The following is a 23,038-nucleotide window of genomic DNA, read 5'->3' as shown; positions in this document are numbered from 1 at the left end:
AAACCATAACTGTGTTTGTATACAGTATAAACTGGTTTTATATACAGTAAAGTGCTGGATGCAAAATCAGAACAATTTTTTTGACCAGCCGAGCTTGGAGCTTAATGTGTTGAAATAGCTGTAATCTTTTGGGTGAATGAGGTTCAGGTGGTAATCGCAGCGGCGAATGAGGACATCTTCACCTTCCTGAATGGGGAGCGCAATCTGACTGTCGCAGCTGATCTCCAGATCGCTGCGGCGATGAGAAAAACGCAGTCGGATGGTGCTGTCGCCGTTGATCACCAGCGGACGCGCCGAGAGCGTATGCGGGAACATCGGCACCAGGGTAATGGCATCCAGCGATGGCGTAAGGATTGGACCTCCGGCTGAAAGCGAGTAGGCGGTGGACCCCGTCGGGGTTGAAATAATCAGCCCGTCAGACCGCTGCGAGAAAGCGAAGATTTCGTCGATATAGACTTCGAATTCGATCATGTGCGCCACTTTACCGGGGTGGAGAACCACCTCGTTAATGGCGGTGCTGATGCGCTTCTGGCAGTCCTGCTGACACACCTGGGCTTCCAGCAAAAACCGTTTTTCACTGATATAGTGGCCTTCCAGCACGTCCGCCAGCTGCTGCTGCGCATTGTCCGGGTCGAGGTCGGTAAGGAAACCGAGATTGCCACGGTTAACACCAATAACCTTAATATCATAGCGAGCCAGCGTTCGCGCCGCGCCCAGCATATTGCCGTCGCCACCGACCACCACGGCGAGATCCGCCTGCTGGCCAATTTCCGCCAGCGTGCCGGTTCTGACGCTTTTAAGCTGCAACTCCTGGGCAATCTGCTGCTCGACCATCACTTCATAGCCTTTACCACACAGCCAGCGATACAACATTTCATGTGTCGTCAATGCGGTAGGGTGACGCGGATGGCCGACGATCCCAATACACCTGAAATGATTATTCATTTTCTGGAGGTCCTTGTGCCTGATGAATGATGACAATCTGCCTTGTTCCCTTGAATCCAGGAAACTGATCCCCATAATAAGCGAAGTTAGCGAGATGAATGCAGAAAAACGCGGAGAAATTCATGAGTAGTAAAGAACAGAAAACGCCTGAGGGGCAAGCCCCTGAAGAAATTATCACGGAACAGCACGATGAAGTTGAGGCAGTAGAGCCAGACACGTCTGCTGAGCAGGTGGACCCGCGCGATGAAAAAATTGCCAACCTGGAAGCTCAGTTGGTAGAAGCGCAGAATCGCGAACGCGATGGCGTACTGCGTATCAAAGCGGAAATGGAAAACCTGCGCCGTCGTACCGAGCTGGACGTTGAAAAGGCGCACAAATTTGCGCTGGAGAAATTCGTCAACGAACTGCTTCCGGTGATCGACAGCCTGGATCGCGCGCTGGAAGTGGCGGATAAAGCTAACCCGGATAACGCGGCGATGATTGAAGGCATTGAGCTGACGCTGAAATCCATGCTGGATGTGGTGCGTAAGTTCGGTGTTGAAGTGATTGCCGATACGGATGTACCGCTGGATCCAAACGTTCACCAGGCCATTGCGATGGTGGAATCCGAAGACGTTGCCGCGGGTAACGTGCTGGGCGTGATGCAGAAAGGGTATACCCTGAACGGCCGTACTATTCGCGCTGCGATGGTGACCGTGGCGAAAGCGAAAGCGTAATTTGCCGACCCGTAGTGCCGGGTGGCGGCTTCGCCTCACCCGGCCTACAACATTACTCGGCGATACTTTCGCGTAAAGGTTTAACGGGCAGGACCTTAACCTGCTTAATCATGTTGTCCTGAACGTCCAGAATATCAATATCATACTGCTCAATACGCACGCGCGTGCCTGCCGCCGGGATCTCTTCCAGCGCTTCCAGGATCATTCCGTTCATCGTCCGCGCTTCGTCTTCCGGCAAATGCCAGTTGAACGCTTTATTGATTTCACGAATGTTGGCGCTGCCGTCGATAAGCACTGACCCGTCATTTTGCGGGGTGACTTCTTCCGCAAGGGAAGGCGACATTGAGGTGGTAAAGTCCCCGACAATCTCTTCCAGAATATCTTCGACCGTCACCAGCCCCTGTATATCGCCGTATTCATCCACCACCAGGCCGACTTTCTTCTTGTTGCGCTGGAACTTCACCAGCTGCGTGCTGAGTGGGGTGCCTTCCGGCACGTAGTAAATTTCGTCGGCGGCGCGCAGCATTACCTCTTTGGTGAACTCGTTTTTCTCAGTCATCAGGCGATAGGCCTCGCGCACGCGCAGCATGCTGATGGCATCGTCGAGAGAATCGCGATAGAGGACGATACGCCCGTGCGGGGAGTGCGTCAGCTGGCGGACAATGGCCTTCCAGTCGTCGTTGATATCAATCCCGACGATTTCATTGCGCGGCACCATGATGTCGTCAACGCTGACCTTTTCCAGATCCAGCACCGACAGGAGCATGTCCTGATTGCGGCGGGAGATCTGCGAGCGGGATTCGTTCACGATGGTACGCAGTTCGTCTTTGCTGAGCGCGCTACTGATGGTGACGTCTGCCTTTATACCGACCATGCGCATCAGCACCCGTGTCACCATATTCAGCAGCCAGACCAGCGGCATCATCAGAATAAGCAGCGGTGCTAACAGGAAGCTGCTCGGGTAGGCGACTTTTTCCGGGTAAAGCGCCGCGATGGTTTTGGGCAACACTTCCGCAAACACCAGTACCACAAACGTGAGCACACCTGTGGCAATCGCCACGCCTGCGTTGCCGTACAGACGCATCCCGACGATGGTGCCCAGTGCAGAGGCGAGAATATTGACCAGGTTGTTACCGATAAGCACCAGGCTAATCAGACGGTCCGGCTTACGCAGAAGCTTTTCGACACGACGCGCGGCACGGTTACCCTGCTTGGCGCGATGACGTAACCGGTAGCGGTTCAGCGTCATCATGCCGGTTTCAGAGCCAGAGAAATAAGCGGAGATGACCACCATGATGACCAGAATGACGATCAGCGTGGTGGTAGAGATGTGTTCCAGGGGGAACTCCTTTTGTTACTTAGCCAGCAAATTGCTGTATGAAGCGGCTACCAAAATAGGCAAGCGTGAGAATGCCCGCACCCGCAACGTTGAACCAGACCACGCGGCGACCGCGCCAGCCTTCATGATAATGGCCCCATAACAGGACAATATAGACAAACCACGCGATGATGGAGAGCACCGCTTTATCGATATTCTCCACGCTGAACAGGTTCTTCATATAAAACAAGCCTGTGCACAGCGTAAGCGTCAGCAGCACCACGCCGACCTGGGTGATGTGGAACATCTTACGCTCAATCACCATCAGCGGCGGCATTTCGTGGTTAAACGCCAGCTTTTTATTTTTCAGCTGGTAGTCAATCCAGGCGAGCTGCATGGCGTAAAGGGCGGCGATGATCAGCGTCGCGTAGGCAAAGAGCGACAGGCCGATATGCACCAGCATCCCCGGCGTGGCTTCCAGGTGAGTAATAAACTCATTGGGCATGAACGTGGCTAACGCCAGATTGATCAGCGCAAAGGCGTAGACTATCGGCAGCAGCAGCCAGCCACGGTTTTTAGACGCGACAATGGTCATGACCGTACAGATCATCAGGCTGACCAGCGAGCCGACGTTCAGTACGCTCAGATTTTGCACGCTGCCGTCGCCGGGGATAATGCGTGATTCCAGCGCAAACGCGTGGCTAATCAGTGCGATCACTGCCGAAAGAATAGCCATGCGCCGCCAGCCGCTGTTTTTTTGCAGCAGGCCAGGAATGATCAGCGCGAGGCTGACAGAGTAGGCAACAAGGGCGATCAGTGCGAAAACAGGCATATAGGCGTCGACAGTTGTCTTAATAAGAAAGAGAAGCAGTATAACGTTACGTGACGCCTGCTCCAACCGTTGCATAACAACAAAGGCGCCTTCATGTTATACTCCGGCAAAATTCTGTGTATGTGTCGCCCAGGCGACCTAACGTTTCTACCCCAGGCGAGAGACAATGTTTGATAATTTAACCGATCGTTTGTCGCGCACGCTGCGCAACATCAGCGGCCGTGGACGCCTCACCGAAGAGAACATCAAGGAAACGCTGCGCGAAGTGCGCATGGCGCTGCTGGAAGCAGACGTCGCGTTGCCGGTCGTGCGTGACTTTATCAACCGCGTGAAAGAGAAAGCGGTTGGCCATGAAGTGAACAAGAGCCTGACTCCGGGTCAGGAGTTCGTCAAAATCGTCCGTAACGAGCTGGTTTCGGCGATGGGCGAAGAGAACCAGGTGCTTAACCTGGCGGCTCAGCCGCCAGCCGTCGTGCTGATGGCGGGTCTGCAAGGTGCGGGTAAAACCACCAGCGTCGGTAAGCTGGGGAAATTCCTGCGCGAAAAGCACAAGAAAAAGGTGCTGGTGGTGTCGGCGGACGTGTATCGCCCGGCGGCGATCAAACAGCTGGAAACGCTGGCCGAGCAGGTTGGCGTGGACTTCTTCCCGTCCGACGTGGCCCAGAAGCCTGTCGACATCGTTAACGCGGCGCTGAAAGAGGCGAAGCTGAAATTCTACGACGTGCTGCTGGTGGATACCGCCGGTCGACTGCACGTTGACGAAGCGATGATGGACGAAATCAAGCAGGTTCATGCCTCTATCAATCCAGTAGAGACCCTGTTTGTTGTTGACGCCATGACCGGTCAGGATGCGGCAAACACCGCAAAAGCGTTTAACGAAGCCCTGCCGTTAACCGGCGTGGTGCTGACCAAAGTCGACGGCGATGCCCGCGGCGGTGCGGCGCTGTCTATTCGTCATATTACCGGTAAGCCAATTAAGTTCCTCGGCGTGGGCGAGAAAACCGAAGCGCTGGAGCCGTTCCATCCGGATCGTATTGCCTCCCGTATCCTCGGCATGGGCGACGTGCTGTCGCTGATCGAAGATATTGAAAGCAAGGTTGACCGCGCCCAGGCGGAAAAGCTCGCCAGCAAGCTGAAAAAAGGTGACGGTTTCGATCTGACCGACTTCCTTGAGCAGCTGCGTCAGATGAAAAACATGGGCGGCATGGCAAGCCTGATGGGCAAACTGCCAGGCATGGGCCAGATCCCGGACAACGTCAAATCCCAGATGGATGACAAAGTGCTGGTGCGTATGGAGGCCATCATCAACTCGATGACGCTGAAAGAGCGCGCGAAGCCAGAAATCATCAAAGGTTCCCGTAAACGCCGTATCGCTGCCGGTTGCGGCATGCAGGTGCAGGACGTAAACCGCCTTCTGAAACAGTTCGACGACATGCAGCGCATGATGAAGAAAATGAAGAAAGGCGGCATGGCGAAGATGATGCGCGGCATGAAAGGCATGATGCCGCCCGGTTTTCCTGGGCGATAATCGCTTTTGAGATTGCTTTTTGCCCGGAAATGAGTAAAATTTTCGGGCTTTTAATATGACACCCGGGCTCCGTTCCTCGATGGGGCCCGGTTGTTTTATTCACACAAGAGGATGTTATGGTAACTATTCGTTTAGCACGTCACGGCGCTAAAAAGCGTCCGTTCTACCAGGTTGTTGTGACTGACAGCCGTAATGCACGCAACGGTCGCTTCATCGAGCGCGTTGGTTTCTTCAACCCACTGGCCGCTGGCGCAGAAGAAGAAACCCGTCTGGATCTGGATCGTATCGCTCACTGGGTTGGCCAGGGCGCTACTGTTTCCGATCGCGTTGCTACGCTGATCAAAGCAGCAAACAAAGCAGCTTAATCTGTCACGGTGGTCATGATGAGCAATAAAGCACCTGTTGAACCGATCGTATTGGGAAAAATGGGTTCTTGCTACGGTATCCGTGGTTGGCTCAGAGTGTTTTCCTCCACTGAAGACGCTGATAGCATTTTTGATTACCAGCCCTGGTTTATCCAGAAAGCCGGTAAGTGGGAAGAGGTCGAGCTGGAAAGCTGGCGTCACCACAATCAGGACATCATCATCAAGCTGAAAGGCATTGACGATCGTGATGCCGCGAATGCGCTGACTAATTGTGAGATTGTCGTGGATTCGTCGCAGTTGCCGCAGCTGGAAGAGGGTGACTACTACTGGAAAGACCTTATGGGTTGCCAGGTAGTGACCACTGAAGGCTACAGCCTGGGGAAAGTCATCGACATGATGGAAACCGGGTCAAATGACGTTCTTGTCATTAAGGCAAACCTGAAAGATGCATTTGGCATCAAGGAGCGGTTGGTTCCGTTCCTCGATGGACAGGTTATCAAGAAAGTCGATCTCACTACTCAAACCATTGAAGTAGATTGGGATCCTGGTTTTTAAATTCTCCGGATAAACGGTAAAAGACGGCGCTATGTGGATTGGCATAATTAGCCTGTTTCCTGAAATGTTCCGCGCGATTACCGATTACGGGGTAACTGGCCGGGCAGTAAAGAATGGCCTGCTGAGCATCCAGAGCTGGAGTCCTCGTGACTTCACGCACGACCGGCACCGTACCGTGGACGATCGTCCTTACGGCGGCGGACCGGGGATGTTGATGATGGTGCAACCCTTACGGGACGCCATTCACACAGCAAAAGCCGCGGCAGGTGAAGGCGCGAAGGTGATTTATCTGTCACCTCAGGGACGCAAGCTTGATCAAGCGGGCGTGAGCGAACTGGCGACGAATCAAAAACTGATTCTGGTCTGTGGTCGCTACGAAGGAATAGATGAGCGCGTAATTCAAACCGAGATTGACGAAGAATGGTCTATCGGCGATTACGTTCTCAGCGGTGGTGAGTTACCAGCAATGACGCTGATTGACTCCGTCGCCCGGTTTATTCCGGGGGTTCTGGGCCATGAAGCTTCGGCAACGGAAGATTCCTTTGCCGATGGGTTGCTGGACTGTCCACACTATACTCGTCCTGAAGTGTTAGAAGGGATGGAAGTCCCGGCAGTGTTACTGTCTGGAAACCATGCCGAGATACGTCGCTGGCGTTTGAAGCAGTCGCTGGGCCGAACCTGGCTTAGAAGACCTGAACTTCTGGAAAACCTGGCTCTGACTGAAGAGCAAGCAAAGTTGCTGGCCGAGTTCAAAACTGAACACGCGCACCAGCAGCATGAACATGATGGGAAAGCGTAATACGCTCCCGAATATCAGTTTACCCAGGATAAGAGATTAAATTATGAGCAACATTATTAAGCAACTTGAACAAGAGCAGATGAAGCAGGACGTACCTTCCTTCCGTCCAGGTGACACCGTGGAAGTGAAAGTATGGGTTGTTGAAGGTTCCAAAAAACGTCTGCAGGCATTCGAGGGCGTGGTTATCGCTATTCGTAACCGCGGTCTGCACTCTGCATTCACTGTTCGTAAAATTTCCAACGGCGAAGGCGTTGAGCGTGTCTTCCAGACTCACTCTCCGGTAGTTGACAGCATTGCTGTTAAACGTCGTGGTGCTGTACGTAAAGCTAAACTGTACTACCTGCGTGAGCGTACTGGTAAGTCTGCTCGTATTAAAGAGCGTCTGAACTAAGATTCGCTTAAGCGACATCCTGTTAGAAAGGGCTGGCCGAAAGGCTGGCCCTTTTTTTATCCCATCGCACCTCTCGCGTTAACCCTTCCGTCATAAATCATTTACAATGTTCGCCTCTTGGGTGGAGGGTAAGTGGATAACGTACTGCATCAGCATAGCTGGAAACGCGCAGCGGCATTGACCGCGCTGTTTGCGATCCTGCTGATCGTCGTGGCGCCGCTGATCTCCGTCTCGCTGCAAAAAGATCCCATGAGCGCCATGCCGGGCATGCACCACGACATGAGCATGATGTCGGTGGACGAGCATCATGGTGATATGCCGCATTCTATGCCAGTTGACCATGCTGAAGCATGCGGCTACTGCGTGCTGTTAGCGCATGTACCGGGCGTGATGCTGGCGCTTATCGTTCTGCTCAGCGTGGTGTTGCAGCGGCTGCGCGTGAAGCCGCCTCGTCAGGCGGTCAGCCACTGGCACTTTTTCCCCTGGCTTTACCCCGATACCCGCGCGCCGCCGCGTCGGTCTGCTTTCTCCCTTTAAAACAAAATCACTCACTTTTTGCCTTAAAAAGGAAAAGTATGACTACCTGCACTCCGCGCGCGGCATGGGGAAACCTGCTGCGTCGCCTCCATTTCTATATCGGGCTGTTTGTCGGTCCGTTTATCTTCTTCGCAGCGCTGACCGGTACGCTGTATGTCGCCACGCCGCAGCTTGAAAATGCGCTGTACCATTATGCACTCCACACGGATGCCGTTGGTGAGGCGCAGCCTCTTGCTGAACAAATTGCCGTGGCAGAAAAGGCCGTGGGTTCAGCGCTGCGTTTACATGCTGTTCGTCCGGGGCTGGAAGAGGGTGAAACGACCCGCGTGATGTTTGCCGACCCGGCGCTGGGTCCCTCCGAGCATCGGGCTATTTTTATTGATCCCGCCAGCCTTGAGGTTCGAGGGGATATGACTGTGTACGGCACCAGCGGGATTTTACCGCTGCGTCAGACTATCGATTATCTGCATACCTCGCTGATGCTGGGCAACATCGGACGCCTCTATAGCGAGTTAGCCGCCTCGTGGATGTGGGTTGCTGCCCTGGGCGGGATCGCGCTGTGGTTCTACACCCGACCGAAGCGCCGTATTAACAATCGTTTCCAGAATCGTCGTCGCCTGCATGTGATCTTAGGCTGGACGTTACTGACGGGAATGCTGCTGTTCTCAGTCACCGGGTTAACCTGGTCACAATGGGCCGGTGGCAACGTCGATAAGCTGCGTGCAGAGATGAACTGGCTGACGCCGCAGGTAAATACCACCCTTTCCGGTGCGCCGGAAATGAGGGATGAACACGCCGAACATCGTGGTCATCACGGGGGAATGACGATGCCTGAAATGCCTGTTGAACTGTCGCTTTTTGACAGCGTATTGCAGGCCGCCCGCCAGTCAGGAATTGATGCGAAAAAGGTTGAGATCCGCCCGGCAAGCAGGGACGACCAGGCCTGGACGGTGACGGAAATCGATCGCCGCTGGCCGACGCAGGTTGATGCCGTTGCCGTGGATCCCCACTCACTGAAGGTGCTGGACAGCACTCGCTTCGGGGATTTCCCGCTGATGGCTAAACTCACCCGCTGGGGCGTGGATTTCCATATGGGGATCCTGTTTGGTCTGGCAAATCAGCTGCTGCTCATCGCGTTTGGCGTTGCGCTGTGCGTGTTGATTATCTGGGGATACCGGATGTGGTGGATGCGTCGCCCTGCAACGTCAGCCGCGAACCCGGTACAGACGCTCTGTCAAAGCTGGCTGGCATTGCCGCTGTGGGGAAGGGGAGTGACGTTCCTGATAAGCCTCCTGCTGGGGCTGGCGTTGCCGGTAATGGGCGTCAGTCTGGTGGTCTTTATTGTGATTGACTGGCTGCGCTGGCGAGCGGTTTCAGGCGTGTCGCTCGCCGGAACATCCGTTAAATAGCCTTAAGGCGTGCTGATGACTACCGCAACCCGGCGGTTTTCAGCGCGCCCCTGTGCAGTGCGGTTGCTGCTGACAGGGTATTTTTTGCCTAAGCCCCGCGTGGTGAGGTTGCTGCGCGGGATGTTCGCGCCCTTCGCCCAGGCATCCGCCACAACATTGGCACGTTTTAACGAAAGCACTTCGTTGTAGCTCTCTTCGCCATAGTTATCCGTATGGCCATCCATCCGGGCGTGGTTCAGGCCGGTTGCCGCCAGGCGTGAGGCCATAGTCTGGATCTGCGTTTCACTTTCCGGGCGCAGCCTGGCGTCATTTTTATCAAACAGGATCTTATCTGACAGGCCCAGAGACCAGTCGCCATTCAGTTCGTTAAAGCCATAGGATTTCATGGCCGCGATTTGCTCTGGCGTGAATTTCCCTTCAGGGGATGACTGGCATCCGGACATTGCCAGTGATGCCAGTAACAACGGCGCAAAATATCGCTTTAACATATCGTCTTCCTTTCAGGATATTGTTTTCGAACGCTGGTTTTTGACCAGATACATATTGCGATCGGCTTGCTCCAGTAAGGCCTCAACGGAGGCATTTTCCCATGCCAGAGCAAAGCCAATGCTGAGTGACATTGATGCTGTGTGCCCGTTATGCAGATCAAACGGACGGATAAATTGCTGCGACAGCGCAGCACAAATATATTCGACCTCACGCGCGGTGTGGACGCCGTAAAGGATCATGGCAAATTCGTCGCCGCCAAGACGGTAAGACTGATGACGTTTTTCGCCAAATTCGACCATCCTTTTTGCGGCTTCGATCAGAACGCAGTCACCCGCGGCATGACCCCAGGTGTCATTGATAAACTTGAAGTTATCACCGTCCAGAAATAGCAGGGCGGAATTGGTTTTTGCCGAAGCGTCATTCATTAATGCTGCAATGTTGTTGCGAAACGCGGCGCGGTTTGCAAGCCCCGTGAGCGGATCGTGCATGGCGGTACGCAAGAGTTGAGCGTTTTTCGCCTGTAGTTTGAGCTGCCACTCTTCCATTTCATCCAGCAGGCTGTTGAAGTCTTCTCCAAACTGGTGGAACTCTTCAATGCGGCCTTCCGTTACCCGGCGAGAAAAGTTGCGGTTGGTGCGAACGTCATGCACAACGTCAGTGATGTTTTGCATTTCAACAACCATGCCATGATGTAGCGAGCGGGTGATGGTCAATGCGACGGCAGAAGCAAAAAGAATGCACCCGGTGAGGACTGCAAACGAGAGCCAGATAAAGTGGCTAATCAGGCTGTCGCGTGCGGTCAGACGAATTTCGCCAATCACATTGCCGTTATGTATGATGGGCTGTGCGACAGGAACAGGGAACAGCCACCGGTTGACCAGCGCGCCCAGCGTGTCGGTATTATCCGCCGGGTTCCACGACCACCAGGCAAACCGTTTATGATGTGCATTAAGCACTTCCGCCACGGCAAACTGCCCCTGCTTGCCGAGGGTCGCCAGCGTTTCATTTGCTGCCATGGCATCGTTGAACACCAGAGAGGCTTCAAGGCTGTGGCTCATGGTGGCGCCGGTAAGTTCGAGGTTTTTTTGCGCGTATTGCTTTAATGTCACCACGGAAGCGAAACACAGCAGCAACCATATAAACGTCATCGTTATAATGACGCTTATCATGCTGATTCGCCGCAACGTTCTTTTAAACGTCGGACGCGGTGTTGGTACGACTTCCTTATTCATGCTTCTTATTCCGTGCGAGCATTAATACATCCGGATTGACTCTTACGCCACTGCGCGCCAGCGCATCCAGATTTACGGAAAACCTGACCTGGTTGTGCTCTATTATCAGACAAAATGCGCTGCCAATAACGCATTCAGGATTTTGTTCTGACATTAATAGCAACGCCTGGTCCTGATATTGATTTATTATTTCCTGTTGTTTTGCTGGCGACTCGCTCCCGAAATAGAGGGCATCGCACCTTGCTGTGAGTGCTTCCCGATCGCTATGCACAATGACAGGACTATAGGGCAACGGGTTGTGTTCATCTTCACTGCTGAGCGCCTGTCTGTAATGGGAAGAGGCATAAATACAGAGCTTAGGCTGGCCAGACAGTGCTGGCCATCGGGTGTAGCTCACAATACCAGAAACAATCGAACGTACTGATTTATCCGTTTCAGTGAACGAGCCTGCCTTTGCAGGGGCCACTAAAATGAACAGCATTAGCGCCAGGGGGAGTCGGAGCAAAGCGATCAAGATTGCATTTCTCATCAGAATCCGCCAAACCGCCCCGGAAATAGATGTCCTTAAGAATTGTCGGCAGAATACCATTGTTTATCAAAGCCGTCATTATGTCAGAAATATCCCTGTTTTGACCTAAGCTAAATCTTACAGTGAGCTATATTCAGAGGAATTAAGGCAGGCTCAATTAAGCCTGCTGGAACGCATACTTTCATCCAATCCTTGTTGCCAGGATTCATGCAGTTTTACTGCATTTTCAGTTGTATCGCAGCTGGCAGGAAATGATTTTCCCGCTAATCCCCAGGCGTGAATAAAGCCCTCTTCGCATATTTTTTTTCTGTCCGTCAGCGTAGCCACGAAGATATTCCCCTCGATCAACCTGAGGGTCATTAAAACTATCGGCCAGAGCCTGATTATCTTTAACCGGAACACCATTCATAGCGTCTTCTTTACCGGCAGTGAACCAGTCCGGGCTGGTCCAGCCAGGCTGAAAAGTATAAGGATTGATCTGGCAACCCGACAAAATCAGCGACAACAACATGAGAGTAATTGAACGCATGGCTATTCTCCTTTTTGTGAGCATAGCCTGGCTTACAAGTGTGCGTGTGTAATTTTAAATTTACGGTTTTAGGCCATTAATTTTGCAATTAAAGGGCTTCTGTAAAGTAATGTGTACGTATTTTGGATTGAAATCTTTACTTGATGTGATATCGTTGTGTCACCTCTTCGAGGAAAACCACTATCGCAAACGAGTTTGACAGGATCGCAATCATGCAAAAAGACGCGCTGAACAACGTACATATCACTGACGAACAGGTGTTAATCACCCCGGATCAACTGAAGGCGGAATTCCCGCTGAGCGTCGCGCAGGAAACTCAGATTGAGCACTCGCGCCAGACCATTTCTGACATTATCGCAGGCCGCGATCCGCGCCTGCTGGTGGTATGTGGTCCTTGCTCCATTCACGATCCTGAAACCGCCATTGAGTACGCTCGTCGATTTAAAGCATTAGCGGAGGAGGTCAGCGATAGCCTCTATCTGGTGATGCGCGTCTATTTTGAAAAGCCACGTACTACGGTTGGCTGGAAAGGGTTGATTAACGATCCGCACATGGATGGCTCGTTTGATGTGGAAGCGGGCCTGAAGATTGCGCGTCGCCTGCTGGTGGAGCTGGTCAGCATGGGGCTGCCGCTGGCAACCGAAGCGCTGGATCCGAACAGCCCGCAGTACCTCGGCGATCTGTTTAGCTGGTCTGCGATTGGGGCGCGCACCACCGAGTCGCAAACCCACCGCGAGATGGCGTCTGGCCTGTCTATGCCGGTTGGTTTTAAAAACGGTACCGACGGCAGCCTGGCTACGGCGATTAACGCCATGCGCGCCGCCGCTATGCCCCATCGTTTTGTCGGGATCAACCAGGCGGGCCAGGTATGCCTGCTGCAAACTCAGGGCAACCCGGACGGGCATGTGATCCTGCGCGGCGGTAAAGCGCCAAACTACAGCCCGGCGGATGTCGCGCAGTGTGAAAAAGAGATGGAACAGGCGGGACTGCGTCCGGCGCTGATGGTAGATTGCAGTCATGGTAATTCGAATAAAGATTACCGTCGCCAGCCTGCGGTTGCAGAATCTGTGATTGCACAGATTAAAGATGGTAACCGTTCAATTATCGGCCTGATGATTGAAAGTAATATTCATGAAGGCAATCAGTCATCGGAACAGCCGCGTAGCGCGATGAAGCCCGGCGTCTCCGTCACGGATGCTTGCATCAGCTGGGAAACCACTGATGCGCTACTGCGTGAGATCCACAAAGATTTGAACGGCCAGCTGGCGACGCGTCTGGCATAAGAGGATAGTTATGGTTGCTGAATTGACCGCATTACGCGATCAAATTGATGAAGTGGATAAGGCGTTGCTGGACCTGCTGGCGCGCCGCATGGCACTGGTTGCTGAGGTCGGCGAAGTTAAAAGCAAATACGGCCTGCCAATTTACGTTCCGGAGCGTGAGGCCTCTATGCTCGCCTCCCGCCGTAAAGAGGCACAGGCGCTGGGCGTTTCACCGGACTTAATTGAAGATGTCCTGCGTCGTGTGATGCGGGAATCCTATTCCAGCGAAAACGACAAGGGCTTCAAAACCCTCTGTCCGTCGCTGCGTCCGGTGGTGATTGTCGGTGGCGGCGGCCAGATGGGGCGTCTGTTTGAAAAAATGCTGACGCTTTCTGGCTATCAGGTGCGCATCCTGGAAAAAGAGGACTGGCCGCATGCACCGGAACTCATGAAGGATGCCGGAATGGTTATCGTCAGCGTACCGATTCATGTGACGGAGCAGATTATCGCGAAACTTCCTCCGCTGCCGGAAGATTGCATTCTGGTGGATCTGGCGTCCGTTAAAAATGGTCCTCTACAGGCAATGCTGGCGGCGCACACCGGGCCCGTGCTTGGGTTACACCCGATGTTTGGCCCGGACAGCGGCAGCCTGGCGAAGCAGGTAGTGGTTTACTGCGACGGTCGTCAGCCGGAAGCGTATCAGTGGTTCCTGGAACAGATTCAGGTCTGGGGGGCACGTTTGCACCGTATCAGTGCGGTTGAGCACGATCAGAACATGGCGTTTATTCAGGCGCTGCGCCACTTTGCAACCTTCGCCTATGGTCTGCACCTGGCGGAAGAGAACGTTCAGCTTGAACAATTGCTGGCGCTTTCCTCGCCAATCTATCGTCTGGAGCTGGCGATGGTGGGGCGACTGTTTGCCCAGGATCCACAGCTTTACGCCGACATCATCATGTCGTCTGAAAATAACCTGGCGCTGATCAAGCGCTACTATCAGCGTTTTGGCGAAGCGATCACCTTGCTGGAACACGGCGATAAACAAGCGTTTATCGACAGTTTCCGTAAAGTGGAGCACTGGTTCGGTGATTACGCCACGCGATTCCAGAGTGAAAGCCGCACGCTGTTGCGCCAGGCAAATGACAGTCGCCAGTAATCTAATGATGTATATACTGAAAGCCAGCATTGCTGGCTTTTTTCATTTTGGGGAACTGTCATGGCTGAACCGCAGCTGCTGTTGAACTATACCGGGCATCTGCCTGAATGCCCGACGTGGAGTGCAGAAGAGAAGGCGCTCTACTGGGCGGATATCCTGGAAGGGGAGATCCATCGGTACCATCTGCCCACCGCGGAACACTCGGTGCTCTCATTCCATGAAGAAGTTGGGTGTTTTGCCCTGCGTGAACGCGGCGGATTTATCGTCGCGATGCGAAACGCCATCTGGCTGACCGATAAACACGGCCTGCTCCAGCGTAAGGTTTGCGATAACCCATCCAACCCGCAGCTTGCACGTTTTAACGATGGCGGTACCGATCATCAGGGACGGTTTTATGCGGGCACGTTCTGGGGGCCGGGAGATTATAACGGGGCCATGTTGATGCGTATCGACAACGACCTGACGCCGAAAGTGATCCAGTGCGATATCCAGGGGCATAACGGTTTAGCGTTTAGTCCTGACAAACGGTGGATGTTTACTTCTGATACGCCGAACGGTGTGATCTACCGTACGCCGCTTGATGAGCAGGGGGAACCCGGTAAGCGCGAAGAGTTTCGCCGGTTTAGCGAGGGAGACGGTATTCCCGACGGTGCGGCAATGGATGAGGAAGGCTGCTACTGGAGCGCACTGTTTGACGGCTGGCGTATCGCACGGTTTTCACCGCAAGGCGAACAGCTGGAAGAGCACCGGCTGCCGGTACGCTGCCCGACAATGGTCTGCTTTGGCGGCGACGATATGAAAACGCTGTTTATCACCACCACGCGGGAAAATATGGAGGCGGAGGAGCTGGAGAAATACCCGCTTTCCGGTGCCATCTTCACCCTGCCTGTAAATGTGGCAGGGATGAAGAAAAGCCGCTTTATCGAACATTAAGCCGGATCGACCGGGACCACGGTTTCGCTCGGATAGCAGCCCAACACTTTCATGGAGCGTGTGATCTCGCCCAGTTCGCGCAGGGCTTTCTGCATGGATGCAGACTCCAGGTTGGCCTGAACGTCGAGATAGAACATCTCTTCCCACGGGTTGCCATGTATTGGGCGGGATTCCAGCTTCGTCATGATCAGGTTGTGATTACGCAGCACCAGCAGCGCTTCAACCAGCGCACCCGCCTGCTGGCCGGTCGCCATCAACAGGGTGGTTTTCGCCGGGACCTGGTCCGACACGTTGATGGCCTTGCGGGCCAGAACCACGAAACGGGTGATATTCTGCGTCTGGTTGGCCAGATTGCGTTCCAGCACCTGTAAGCCATACAGCGCGCCGCCCGCTTCGCTACCGAGAGCCGCGACGGCAGGAGAGTTTGCCTGCGCCACTTTTTCCATCGCCGCCGAGGTGCTTTCGGTGTACTCAATTTTCCAGTGCGGATAACGGTTCAGGAACTGGCTGCACTGCTGGAACGGCTGCGGGTGACTGTACACCGTTTCGATCTGACTCAGATCGGTTGAGCCAGAGACCAGCACACAGTGATCGATAGGGATGGTCAACTCGCCGACTAACGACAGGCTGGTGTGCTGGAGCAAATCGTAAACATCGTTGATGGCGCCGGAACTGGTGTTCTCAATAGGCACCACGGCGTAATCTGCCTGGCCGGTTTCGACCTGGTTGAAAATGTCTGCAAATTTCGCGCAGCCGCTCTCAATAAACTCTTCGAAATGGCGGGCTGCGTACTGGCGAGCCGCCAGGTGAGAATAGGACCCTTTCGGGCCGAGGAAAGCGATACGAGCAGAGTGCGGGTTGGTTTTGTTCAGATGCTGCTGGAGCAGGGCCTGTTGCGTCAGAACGGAGTCTTCGATGATGAGCTGGAACAGGCGGGTGATGTAGTGCGCATCCAGATGATGCGCTTTGCCGAGTTGAATCAACCGTTCCAGTAAATCACGTTCGCGATCGATATCGCGCACCGGCCGATGGGACTCGAGCTTGGCTTTTCCCACTTCAACGGCGAGTGCGCGGCGTTCTGCCAGCAGGGCCAGTAATTTTTCGTCGAGTGCACTGATTTTTACGCGTAAATCCAGGAGCGGGTTTTCCGGTGTCATAGTGTTGTCTGTCTCATTTTATCGTTATCAATAAAAAAGGCCTCCCGGTGTGGGAGGCCTTGTTGTTCGTCTTCGCATTCTTTATCACACGACGAAACGCCTCCCGGTCAGGGGAAGGTAAAAAAGAATGCGAAGAAAAACGGCGTCTGTTTCATAAAGTCATCCTGAAATTGATAGGGTTAAAGTACCTGCACTGTTTTGATCCTGTCAATAAAAAACGCGCCCGAAGGCGCGTTGTCGGTACACTCAATTTTAGAGGATTACTCTTCTTCAACTTCTTCCGCGAAGCTGGCGTCTTTCACCGAGGTTGCGGCGCGACGTGCTTCACCTTTGTGTTGCACTTTATTGAGCTGCCGTTCCAGCTTGTTGATCAAATCGTTAATTGCGGTGTACATATCCTCGTGTTTTGCGCTGGCGACCAGATGGCCGTTTGGAGTATTGATAGTTGCATCAGCGATGAAACCCTGCGGCTCCTTGGACAGGATGATATGTGGATTAATCAAATGTGTTTGCCATTTATCCAGTTTGGCGAGACGGTCTGCGACGTGCTGGCGGATTGCCGGAGTAATTTCCATTTGTTTACTGGTAATGTTCATTGTCATAAATTTTACCTCTTGTCTTTCCGTCTTGGTGATTCCAGCATACCCGACCCAATGTCAAAATGTGTGATTTAGATCACGTTATTTTGTCGGTTTTTGTCAGGGAATCTTTTTTGTGAGGCAGGGCAGGAAGAGGTGAGATTTACCTTGTCGAAGCCAACAATTGCGGTCATAGTTGAATGGATGTGTTGAAGCTAAACCGCTTCAGCGTAAGTCTGAAAGAATAAAAAAACGGCAGCCCGCGGGCTGCCGTTATGCGTTGTAGCGGTATCAGGTGTTGCTGCTGTTCGCGGCGATGATTTTCGCCACTTTGTCAGCCTGAGCCGTCATCTGCATCTGGCGATACGCATTTTCCATCAGCTTCAGGCCATCACGCGTGGCTTGGGTATCCGGATAATCACGCAGCATGCCTTCTACACGGTTAACCACGGCAACCCATGCGCCACGGCGGGTGTAGTATTCCGCAACGGAGTACTCATATTTCGCCAGACGATCTTTCAGGAACACCAGACGCTTAGTGGCATCGGTAATGTACTGGCTGTTCGGGTAGCTACGCACCAGTTTGGAGAAGTCATTGAAAGCATCACGCGCATGTTGCGGGTCACGGTCTGAACGATCCACTCCGAAGAAGCCCTGCAATGCACTGTCATCCAGCGCCATGTTAGTCAGGCCGCGCATGTACATCACGTAATCGATGTTAGGATGGGTAGGGTTCAGACGCATGAAACGATCGATCGTTGCCTGAGCCAGCGGCAGATCGGCATTTTTGTAGTAGGCGTAGATAAGATCTAACTGTACCTGCTGCGAATACGGACCAAACGGATAGCGATTATCCAACGCTTCCAGTTGCGTTATCGCCTGTTTCCAGTTACCGTCCTGCAACTTTTGTTGTGCAGTCGCATAGATTTCATTCGGCGGATTGTCAGGGACCTGTTCATTCGAACCGGAGCAGCCCACCAAAGCCAGGCTCAACGTGGCCGCTGCCACCAGATATTTCATGCGCGTCATGACGTTTTGACTTTCCTCAAATGTTTGTCCGGGAGAAACTCAGTTCCTGCTCCCGATTAAGACCAGCTACAATAGCACACTATATTAAACGGCAAAGCCGTAAAACCCAACGTTAAACGAAGAAGCAGTTTATGGCACAACGAGTAGAACTCACCGCAACAGTCTCCGAAAATCAGCTCGGTCAACGCTTAGATCAGGCTTTGGCCGAATTGTTCCCTGATTATTCGCGTTCACGCATAAAAGAATGGATCCTTGACCAGCGCGTGCTGGTAAACGGCAAGATCTGGGACAAACCAAAAGAGAAAGTGTTTGGTGGGGAAGCTGTCGCCATCAATGCTGAAATCGAAGAGGAAATCCGCTTCGAGCCGCAGGATATCCCGCTGGATATCGTCTACGAAGATGACGACATTCTGGTCATCAACAAGCCGCGCGACTTTGTTGTTCACCCGGGCGCGGGCAATCCTGACGGTACGGTACTTAACGCACTCCTTCATTATTATCCGCCGATTGCCGACGTACCGCGTGCCGGTATTGTTCACCGTCTGGATAAAGACACCACGGGTCTGATGGTGGTGGCGAAGACGGTTCCCGCCCAGACTCGCCTGGTGGAATCGTTGCAACTGCGCGAAATCACCCGTGAGTATGAAGCGGTGGCGATTGGTCATATGACCTCTGGCGGCACGGTGGAAGAGCCTATCAGCCGTCACCCAACCAAGCGTACGCATATGTCCGTACACCCGATGGGCAAACCGGCGGTGACCCATTACCGCATCATGGAACATTTCCGTATTCATACGCGCCTGCGTCTGCGCCTGGAAACCGGGCGTACTCACCAGATCCGCGTGCACATGGCGCATATTACCCATCCGCTGGTGGGTGACCCGGTTTACGGCGGTCGTCCGCGTCCACCAAAGGGCGCATCGGATGAATTCATCTCCGTGCTGCGTAAATTCGATCGCCAGGCGCTGCATGCGACGATGCTGCGTCTTTACCACCCAATCACCGGAATTCAGATGGAATGGCATGCGCCGATCCCACAGGATATGGTGGAACTTATCGACGCGATGCGCGCAGATTTCGAAGAACATAAGGATCACGTGGACTGGTTATGACCAAACTGATTGTCCCGGAGTGGCCACTGCCTGAAGGCGTGGCCGCCTGTAGTTCAACCCGTATCGGTGGCGTGAGCCAGGGCGCGTGGGAGTCTTTGAACCTCGGTGCGCACTGTGGCGATAACCTGGAGCACGTTGAAGAGAACCGTAAACGCCTCTTTGCTGCGGGAAACCTTCCTTCAAAACCGGTCTGGCTTGAGCAGGTGCACGGTAAAGCGGTGCTGAAGCTGACGGGTGAGCCCTATGCGTCTAAACGCGCCGATGCTTCGTACAGCAATACGCCGGGAACGGTTTGCGCGGTGATGACTGCTGATTGCCTGCCGGTGTTGTTCTGCAATCAGGCAGGAACTGAAGTGGCTGCTGCCCACGCCGGATGGCGAGGCCTGTGCGAAGGCGTGCTGGAAGAGACCGTCGCCTGCTTCCAGGACGATTCTGCAAATCTCATCGCCTGGCTTGGCCCGGCGATTGGCCCGCAGGCATTTGAGGTCGGGCCCGAAGTGCGCGATGCCTTTATGGAAAAAGATCCACAAGCGGTCGAAGCGTTTGTGGCTTCCGGAGATAAATATCTGGCCGATATTTACCAGCTTGCCCGCCAGCGCCTGAATAACGTCGGTGTGACCCAAATCTTCGGCGGAGATCGCTGTACCTTCACCGAAAAGGGTGATTTTTTCTCCTATCGCCGCGACAAGACGACAGGCCGTATGGCAAGTTTCATTTGGCTGATATAACCTAAAGAATCAAGACGATCCGGTACGCGCCGTTTTCTTTTCACATAATTCAGGTTATTAACCTTGAATAATTGAGGGATGACCTCATTTAATCTCCAGTAGCAAATTTGACCTGTTATGGGAGGAGTTATGCGTCTGGATCGTCTTACTAATAAATTCCAGCTTGCTCTCGCCGATGCCCAGTCCCTCGCACTGGGGCACGACAACCAATTTATCGAACCTCTTCATTTAATGAGCGCCTTGCTGAATCAGGAAGGGGGATCGGTACGTCCGTTATTAACGTCCGCTGGCATTAATGCCGGCCAGTTACGCACCGCCATCGATCAGGCGCTGAGCCGTTTACCGCAGGTCGAAGGTACCGGCGGCGACGTGCAGCCGTCGCAGGATCTGGTGCGCGTGCTGAACCTTTGCGACAAGCTGGCGCAAAAACGTGGGGACAACTTTATTTCGTCAGAGCTGTTTGTTCTGGCGGCGCTTGAATCACGCGGTACCTTAACCGACCTGCTGAAATCCGCCGGTGCAACCACCGCTAATGTGACCCAGGCGATTGAGAAAATGCGCGGAGGTGAAAGCGTGAACGACCAGGGAGCCGAAGACCAACGTCAGGCTTTGAAGAAATTTACGGTCGACCTGACCGAACGTGCCGAGCAGGGCAAACTTGACCCGGTGATCGGCCGCGACGAAGAAATCCGCCGGACAATCCAGGTACTGCAACGTCGTACCAAAAACAACCCGGTGCTGATTGGTGAGCCAGGCGTCGGTAAAACCGCCATCGTTGAAGGGCTGGCGCAGCGTATCGTTAATGGCGAAGTGCCCGAAGGGCTGAAAGGCCGTCGCGTACTGGCGCTGGATATGGGCGCGCTGGTGGCCGGGGCGAAATACCGCGGTGAATTTGAAGAGCGTCTGAAAGGCGTGCTGAACGATCTGGCGAAGCAGGAAGGTAACGTCATCCTGTTTATCGACGAACTGCACACCATGGTGGGGGCGGGTAAAGCTGACGGCGCAATGGATGCAGGGAACATGCTGAAACCTGCTCTGGCGCGCGGTGAACTTCACTGCGTCGGCGCCACTACGCTGGACGAGTACCGTCAGTACATTGAAAAAGATGCCGCGCTGGAGCGTCGTTTCCAGAAGGTGTTTGTCGCTGAACCAAGCGTAGAAGATACCATCGCCATTTTGCGTGGTCTGAAAGAGCGTTATGAGCTGCACCATCACGTGCAGATCACCGACCCGGCCATCGTTGCGGCGGCGACGCTTTCGCATCGTTACATTGCCGACCGTCAGTTGCCGGATAAAGCCATTGACCTTATCGATGAAGCGGCGTCCAGCATCCGTATGCAGATTGACTCGAAACCGGAAGAGCTGGACCGACTCGATCGCCGTATTATCCAGCTCAAGCTGGAACAGCAGGCGCTGAACAAAGAGTCTGATGAAGCGAGCAAGAAACGCCTTGATATGCTCAACGAAGAACTGGACGAGAAAGAGCGTCAGTATTCTGAGCTGGAAGAAGAGTGGAAAGCTGAGAAAGCCTCCCTCTCTGGCACCCAGACAATCAAGGCGGAGCTGGAGCAGGCTAAAATTGCCATTGAGCAGGCGCGTCGCGTAGGAGATCTGGCACGGATGTCCGAACTACAGTACGGCAAGATCCCTGAGCTGGAAAAACAACTTGAGATCGCCACGCAATCGGAAGGCAAAACCATGCGTCTGTTGCGTAATAAAGTGACGGATGCCGAGATTGCCGAAGTGCTGGCGCGCTGGACGGGTATTCCTGTGGCTCGCATGATGGAAAGCGAACGCGAGAAACTGCTGCGTATGGAGCAGGATCTGCATCAGCGCGTCATTGGACAGAACGAAGCGGTCGAAGCGGTATCTAACGCCATTCGTCGTAGCCGTGCGGGGCTGTCCGATCCGAATCGTCCAATCGGCTCGTTCCTGTTCCTGGGGCCAACCGGTGTCGGTAAAACCGAGCTGTGTAAAGCGCTGGCTAACTTTATGTTCGACAGCGATGACGCGATGGTGCGTATCGATATGTCCGAGTTTATGGAGAAACACGCCGTCTCGCGTCTGGTCGGTGCGCCTCCGGGATATGTCGGTTATGAAGAGGGCGGTTATCTGACGGAAGCGGTTCGCCGTCGTCCTTATTCCGTCATCCTGCTGGATGAAGTAGAAAAGGCACATCCTGACGTGTTTAACATTCTGTTGCAGGTGCTGGATGATGGGCGTCTGACGGATGGGCAGGGAAGAACGGTCGACTTCCGTAACACGGTGGTGATCATGACCTCGAACCTGGGTTCCGATTTGATTCAGGAACGCTTCGGTGAGCTGGATTACAGCCATATGAAAGATCTGGTGCTGGGTGTGGTCAGCCAAAACTTCCGTCCGGAGTTCATCAACCGTATTGATGAAGTGGTCGTGTTCCATCCGCTGGGTGAGAAACACATTGCGTCGATTGCGCAGATCCAGTTGCAGCGTCTGTACAAACGTCTGGAAGAGCGTGGGTATGAAATCCACATCTCTGATGATGCGCTGAAACTGCTGAGCGAGAATGGTTACGATCCTGTTTATGGCGCGCGTCCGTTAAAACGTGCTATCCAGCAGCAGATCGAAAACCCGCTGGCACAGCAAATCCTCTCTGGGGAGCTGGTTCCGGGCAAAGTTATCCGTCTGGAAGCCAACGAAGACCGAATTGTGGCAGTGCAGTAAGTCACAAAACGCAAAAACGGGCCGCTTGCGGCTCGTTTTTGTTTAAAAACCAGGCAAGAATTAATGTCTGAGATGTGTTTTGCCTGGAAAGTGAGCAGTCGGTAAATAATTTTCACTTTGCACTTGCAGCCTCAGAATAACTCCCTATAATGCGCCTCCACTGACACGGAACAACGGCACGCAAGCCGCCGGGTCAGCAGAGAAAAGCA

The 23,038-nt window shown here is 53.7% G+C and carries 24 protein-coding genes, 1 pseudogene and 1 other annotated feature; of the genes and pseudogenes, 14 read left to right on the top strand and 11 right to left on the bottom strand.

Annotation, left to right across the window (positions count from 1 at the left end; translation table 11 throughout):
* Positions 1-66: 66 nt before the first annotated feature.
* Complete coding sequence (nadK, locus tag ACOTZD_RS04330; protein ID WP_003863124.1) at positions 67-945, bottom strand: NAD(+) kinase; 879 nt, start codon at positions 943-945, stop codon at positions 67-69.
* Between the two features lie 122 nt (positions 946-1,067).
* Here nadK and grpE point away from each other — a divergent pair, with 122 nt between their 5' ends.
* The gene (gene grpE / locus ACOTZD_RS04325; RefSeq protein WP_003863126.1) at positions 1,068-1,661 is read left to right on the top strand and encodes a nucleotide exchange factor GrpE; all 594 of its coding nucleotides are present in this window, start codon (positions 1,068-1,070) and stop codon (positions 1,659-1,661) included.
* Between the two features lie 52 nt (positions 1,662-1,713).
* Here the strand turns inward: grpE and ACOTZD_RS04320 are convergent, their stop codons facing one another.
* On the bottom strand, positions 1,714-3,000 hold the full coding sequence (locus ACOTZD_RS04320; protein WP_026094274.1) for an HlyC/CorC family transporter: 1,287 nt from the start codon (positions 2,998-3,000) through the stop codon (positions 1,714-1,716).
* A 19-nt stretch (positions 3,001-3,019) separates the two neighbouring features.
* Positions 3,020-3,811: a cytochrome C assembly family protein gene (locus tag ACOTZD_RS04315; RefSeq protein WP_003863130.1), complete on the bottom strand. Its 792-nt coding sequence runs from the start codon at positions 3,809-3,811 to the stop codon at positions 3,020-3,022.
* 166 nt (positions 3,812-3,977) lie between these two features.
* Here ACOTZD_RS04315 and ffh point away from each other — a divergent pair, with 166 nt between their 5' ends.
* The 7 genes from ffh (at position 3,978) to ACOTZD_RS04280 (ending at position 9,395) form a co-directional block, all read left to right on the top strand.
* Positions 3,978-5,339 carry a signal recognition particle protein gene (ffh, locus tag ACOTZD_RS04310; RefSeq protein ID WP_003863132.1) on the top strand — a complete coding sequence of 454 codons (1,362 nt, stop codon included), beginning with the start codon at positions 3,978-3,980 and terminating at the stop codon, positions 5,337-5,339.
* Positions 5,340-5,455: 116 nt separating this feature from the next.
* Positions 5,456-5,704, top strand: a complete 249-nt coding sequence (gene rpsP / locus ACOTZD_RS04305) for a 30S ribosomal protein S16 (RefSeq protein WP_003863133.1) — start codon at positions 5,456-5,458, stop codon at positions 5,702-5,704.
* A 15-nt stretch (positions 5,705-5,719) separates the two neighbouring features.
* Positions 5,720-6,259, top strand: a complete 540-nt coding sequence (gene rimM, locus ACOTZD_RS04300; protein ID WP_003863136.1) for a ribosome maturation factor RimM — start codon at positions 5,720-5,722, stop codon at positions 6,257-6,259.
* 31 nt (positions 6,260-6,290) lie between these two features.
* The gene (gene trmD, locus ACOTZD_RS04295) at positions 6,291-7,058 is read left to right on the top strand and encodes a tRNA (guanosine(37)-N1)-methyltransferase TrmD (RefSeq protein WP_003863138.1); all 768 of its coding nucleotides are present in this window, start codon (positions 6,291-6,293) and stop codon (positions 7,056-7,058) included.
* 43 nt (positions 7,059-7,101) lie between these two features.
* Complete coding sequence (gene rplS, locus ACOTZD_RS04290; RefSeq protein WP_002914145.1) at positions 7,102-7,449, top strand: 50S ribosomal protein L19; 348 nt, start codon at positions 7,102-7,104, stop codon at positions 7,447-7,449.
* Between the two features lie 132 nt (positions 7,450-7,581).
* Positions 7,582-7,986, top strand: coding sequence for a DUF2946 domain-containing protein (locus tag ACOTZD_RS04285; protein ID WP_045346112.1), 405 nt, complete (start codon positions 7,582-7,584; stop codon positions 7,984-7,986).
* A gap of 38 nt (positions 7,987-8,024) precedes the next feature.
* Entirely contained in the window at positions 8,025-9,395 is a 1,371-nt protein-coding gene (locus ACOTZD_RS04280) for a PepSY-associated TM helix domain-containing protein (RefSeq protein WP_023314689.1), read from the top strand.
* Between the two features lie 2 nt (positions 9,396-9,397).
* Here the strand turns inward: ACOTZD_RS04280 and ACOTZD_RS04275 are convergent, their stop codons facing one another.
* From ACOTZD_RS04275 to ACOTZD_RS04260, 4 genes and pseudogenes are all read right to left on the bottom strand, one after another.
* Positions 9,398-9,883, bottom strand: coding sequence for an OmpA family protein (locus ACOTZD_RS04275; protein ID WP_047055250.1), 486 nt, complete (start codon positions 9,881-9,883; stop codon positions 9,398-9,400).
* Positions 9,884-9,895: 12 nt separating this feature from the next.
* Positions 9,896-11,116 (bottom strand): diguanylate cyclase DgcN, encoded by a 1,221-nt coding sequence (dgcN, locus tag ACOTZD_RS04270; protein ID WP_023323614.1) that lies wholly within the window; start codon positions 11,114-11,116, stop codon positions 9,896-9,898.
* Entirely contained in the window at positions 11,109-11,645 is a 537-nt protein-coding gene (locus ACOTZD_RS04265; protein WP_023323613.1) for a YfiR family protein, read from the bottom strand. Before ACOTZD_RS04265 ends, dgcN begins: the two co-directional genes overlap by 8 nt.
* Before the next feature lie 153 nt (positions 11,646-11,798).
* A pseudogene (locus ACOTZD_RS04260) lies at positions 11,799-12,174 on the bottom strand (DUF2799 domain-containing protein).
* Between the two features lie 212 nt (positions 12,175-12,386).
* On the opposite strand from ACOTZD_RS04260, the gene aroF reads away from it, so the two are divergent.
* The 3 genes from aroF to ACOTZD_RS04245 are packed head-to-tail and all read left to right on the top strand — an operon-like array spanning position 12,387 to position 15,522.
* A complete protein-coding gene (gene aroF, locus ACOTZD_RS04255) occupies positions 12,387-13,457 on the top strand; it encodes a 3-deoxy-7-phosphoheptulonate synthase AroF (protein ID WP_048241938.1) in 1,071 nt (356 codons plus the stop codon).
* A 10-nt stretch (positions 13,458-13,467) separates the two neighbouring features.
* Complete coding sequence (tyrA, locus tag ACOTZD_RS04250; RefSeq protein ID WP_022649060.1) at positions 13,468-14,589, top strand: bifunctional chorismate mutase/prephenate dehydrogenase; 1,122 nt, start codon at positions 13,468-13,470, stop codon at positions 14,587-14,589.
* Between the two features lie 60 nt (positions 14,590-14,649).
* Complete coding sequence (locus tag ACOTZD_RS04245; RefSeq protein ID WP_032609874.1) at positions 14,650-15,522, top strand: SMP-30/gluconolactonase/LRE family protein; 873 nt, start codon at positions 14,650-14,652, stop codon at positions 15,520-15,522.
* On the opposite strand, the gene pheA is transcribed toward ACOTZD_RS04245, so the two are convergent.
* From pheA to bamD, 4 genes are all read right to left on the bottom strand, one after another.
* Entirely contained in the window at positions 15,519-16,679 is a 1,161-nt protein-coding gene (pheA, locus tag ACOTZD_RS04240; RefSeq protein WP_003863160.1) for a bifunctional chorismate mutase/prephenate dehydratase, read from the bottom strand. The two genes, ACOTZD_RS04245 and pheA, sit on opposite strands and share 4 nt — an antisense overlap.
* A 30-nt stretch (positions 16,680-16,709) precedes the next feature.
* Positions 16,710-16,835 (bottom strand) — a sequence feature (Phe leader region).
* On the bottom strand, positions 16,787-16,834 hold the full coding sequence (gene pheL / locus ACOTZD_RS04235; RefSeq protein ID WP_100229775.1) for a pheA operon leader peptide PheL: 48 nt from the start codon (positions 16,832-16,834) through the stop codon (positions 16,787-16,789). Its footprint overlaps the feature before it by 48 nt.
* Positions 16,836-16,939: 104 nt before the next feature.
* Positions 16,940-17,281 carry a ribosome-associated translation inhibitor RaiA gene (gene raiA / locus ACOTZD_RS04230; RefSeq protein ID WP_003863162.1) on the bottom strand — a complete coding sequence of 114 codons (342 nt, stop codon included), beginning with the start codon at positions 17,279-17,281 and terminating at the stop codon, positions 16,940-16,942.
* Positions 17,282-17,548: 267 nt separating this feature from the next.
* The gene (gene bamD / locus ACOTZD_RS04225; protein ID WP_003863164.1) at positions 17,549-18,286 is read right to left on the bottom strand and encodes an outer membrane protein assembly factor BamD; all 738 of its coding nucleotides are present in this window, start codon (positions 18,284-18,286) and stop codon (positions 17,549-17,551) included.
* A 131-nt stretch (positions 18,287-18,417) separates the two neighbouring features.
* Between bamD and rluD the strand changes: the two genes are divergently transcribed.
* The 3 genes from rluD to clpB all read left to right on the top strand — a co-directional run bounded on the left by rluD (position 18,418) and on the right by clpB (position 22,829).
* Positions 18,418-19,398 (top strand): 23S rRNA pseudouridine(1911/1915/1917) synthase RluD, encoded by a 981-nt coding sequence (gene rluD, locus ACOTZD_RS04220; protein WP_003863165.1) that lies wholly within the window; start codon positions 18,418-18,420, stop codon positions 19,396-19,398.
* A complete protein-coding gene (yfiH, locus tag ACOTZD_RS04215; protein ID WP_003863167.1) occupies positions 19,395-20,126 on the top strand; it encodes a purine nucleoside phosphorylase YfiH in 732 nt (243 codons plus the stop codon). The genes rluD and yfiH overlap by 4 nt, the downstream gene beginning before the upstream one ends.
* Positions 20,127-20,255: 129 nt before the next feature.
* Positions 20,256-22,829: an ATP-dependent chaperone ClpB gene (gene clpB, locus ACOTZD_RS04210; RefSeq protein WP_003863168.1), complete on the top strand. Its 2,574-nt coding sequence runs from the start codon at positions 20,256-20,258 to the stop codon at positions 22,827-22,829.
* The last annotated feature ends 209 nt before the right edge of the window (positions 22,830-23,038 follow it).

Origin of the sequence: Enterobacter cloacae complex sp. SHL022 (assembly GCF_049237785.1) — a bacterium.
Taxonomy (GTDB): Bacteria; Pseudomonadota; Gammaproteobacteria; order Enterobacterales; family Enterobacteriaceae; genus Enterobacter; species Enterobacter hormaechei_C.
Note: the sequence above shows the minus strand (reverse complement) of the source record. Positions and strands in the feature narration are given on the sequence as shown.

Excerpts from the sequence above, each read along its gene's own strand:
- dgcN (WP_023323614.1), bottom strand. The coding sequence starts at position 11,116 with ATGAATAAGGAAGTCGTACCAACACCGCGTCCGACGTTTAAAAGAACG.
- bamD (WP_003863164.1), bottom strand. The coding sequence starts at position 18,286 with ATGACGCGCATGAAATATCTGGTGGCAGCGGCCACGTTGAGCCTGGCT.
- trmD (WP_003863138.1), top strand. The coding sequence starts at position 6,291 with ATGTGGATTGGCATAATTAGCCTGTTTCCTGAAATGTTCCGCGCGATT.
- rplS (WP_002914145.1), top strand. The coding sequence starts at position 7,102 with ATGAGCAACATTATTAAGCAACTTGAACAAGAGCAGATGAAGCAGGAC.
- ACOTZD_RS04275 (WP_047055250.1), bottom strand. The coding sequence starts at position 9,883 with ATGTTAAAGCGATATTTTGCGCCGTTGTTACTGGCATCACTGGCAATG.
- tyrA (WP_022649060.1), top strand. The coding sequence starts at position 13,468 with ATGGTTGCTGAATTGACCGCATTACGCGATCAAATTGATGAAGTGGAT.
- ffh (WP_003863132.1), top strand. The coding sequence starts at position 3,978 with ATGTTTGATAATTTAACCGATCGTTTGTCGCGCACGCTGCGCAACATC.
- pheA (WP_003863160.1), bottom strand. The coding sequence starts at position 16,679 with ATGACACCGGAAAACCCGCTCCTGGATTTACGCGTAAAAATCAGTGCA.
- ACOTZD_RS04265 (WP_023323613.1), bottom strand. The coding sequence starts at position 11,645 with ATGAGAAATGCAATCTTGATCGCTTTGCTCCGACTCCCCCTGGCGCTA.
- ACOTZD_RS04280 (WP_023314689.1), top strand. The coding sequence starts at position 8,025 with ATGACTACCTGCACTCCGCGCGCGGCATGGGGAAACCTGCTGCGTCGC.
- ACOTZD_RS04245 (WP_032609874.1), top strand. The coding sequence starts at position 14,650 with ATGGCTGAACCGCAGCTGCTGTTGAACTATACCGGGCATCTGCCTGAA.
- nadK (WP_003863124.1), bottom strand. The coding sequence starts at position 945 with ATGAATAATCATTTCAGGTGTATTGGGATCGTCGGCCATCCGCGTCAC.
- yfiH (WP_003863167.1), top strand. The coding sequence starts at position 19,395 with ATGACCAAACTGATTGTCCCGGAGTGGCCACTGCCTGAAGGCGTGGCC.
- grpE (WP_003863126.1), top strand. The coding sequence starts at position 1,068 with ATGAGTAGTAAAGAACAGAAAACGCCTGAGGGGCAAGCCCCTGAAGAA.
- ACOTZD_RS04315 (WP_003863130.1), bottom strand. The coding sequence starts at position 3,811 with ATGCCTGTTTTCGCACTGATCGCCCTTGTTGCCTACTCTGTCAGCCTC.
- rpsP (WP_003863133.1), top strand. The coding sequence starts at position 5,456 with ATGGTAACTATTCGTTTAGCACGTCACGGCGCTAAAAAGCGTCCGTTC.
- rimM (WP_003863136.1), top strand. The coding sequence starts at position 5,720 with ATGATGAGCAATAAAGCACCTGTTGAACCGATCGTATTGGGAAAAATG.
- aroF (WP_048241938.1), top strand. The coding sequence starts at position 12,387 with ATGCAAAAAGACGCGCTGAACAACGTACATATCACTGACGAACAGGTG.
- clpB (WP_003863168.1), top strand. The coding sequence starts at position 20,256 with ATGCGTCTGGATCGTCTTACTAATAAATTCCAGCTTGCTCTCGCCGAT.
- raiA (WP_003863162.1), bottom strand. The coding sequence starts at position 17,281 with ATGACAATGAACATTACCAGTAAACAAATGGAAATTACTCCGGCAATC.
- rluD (WP_003863165.1), top strand. The coding sequence starts at position 18,418 with ATGGCACAACGAGTAGAACTCACCGCAACAGTCTCCGAAAATCAGCTC.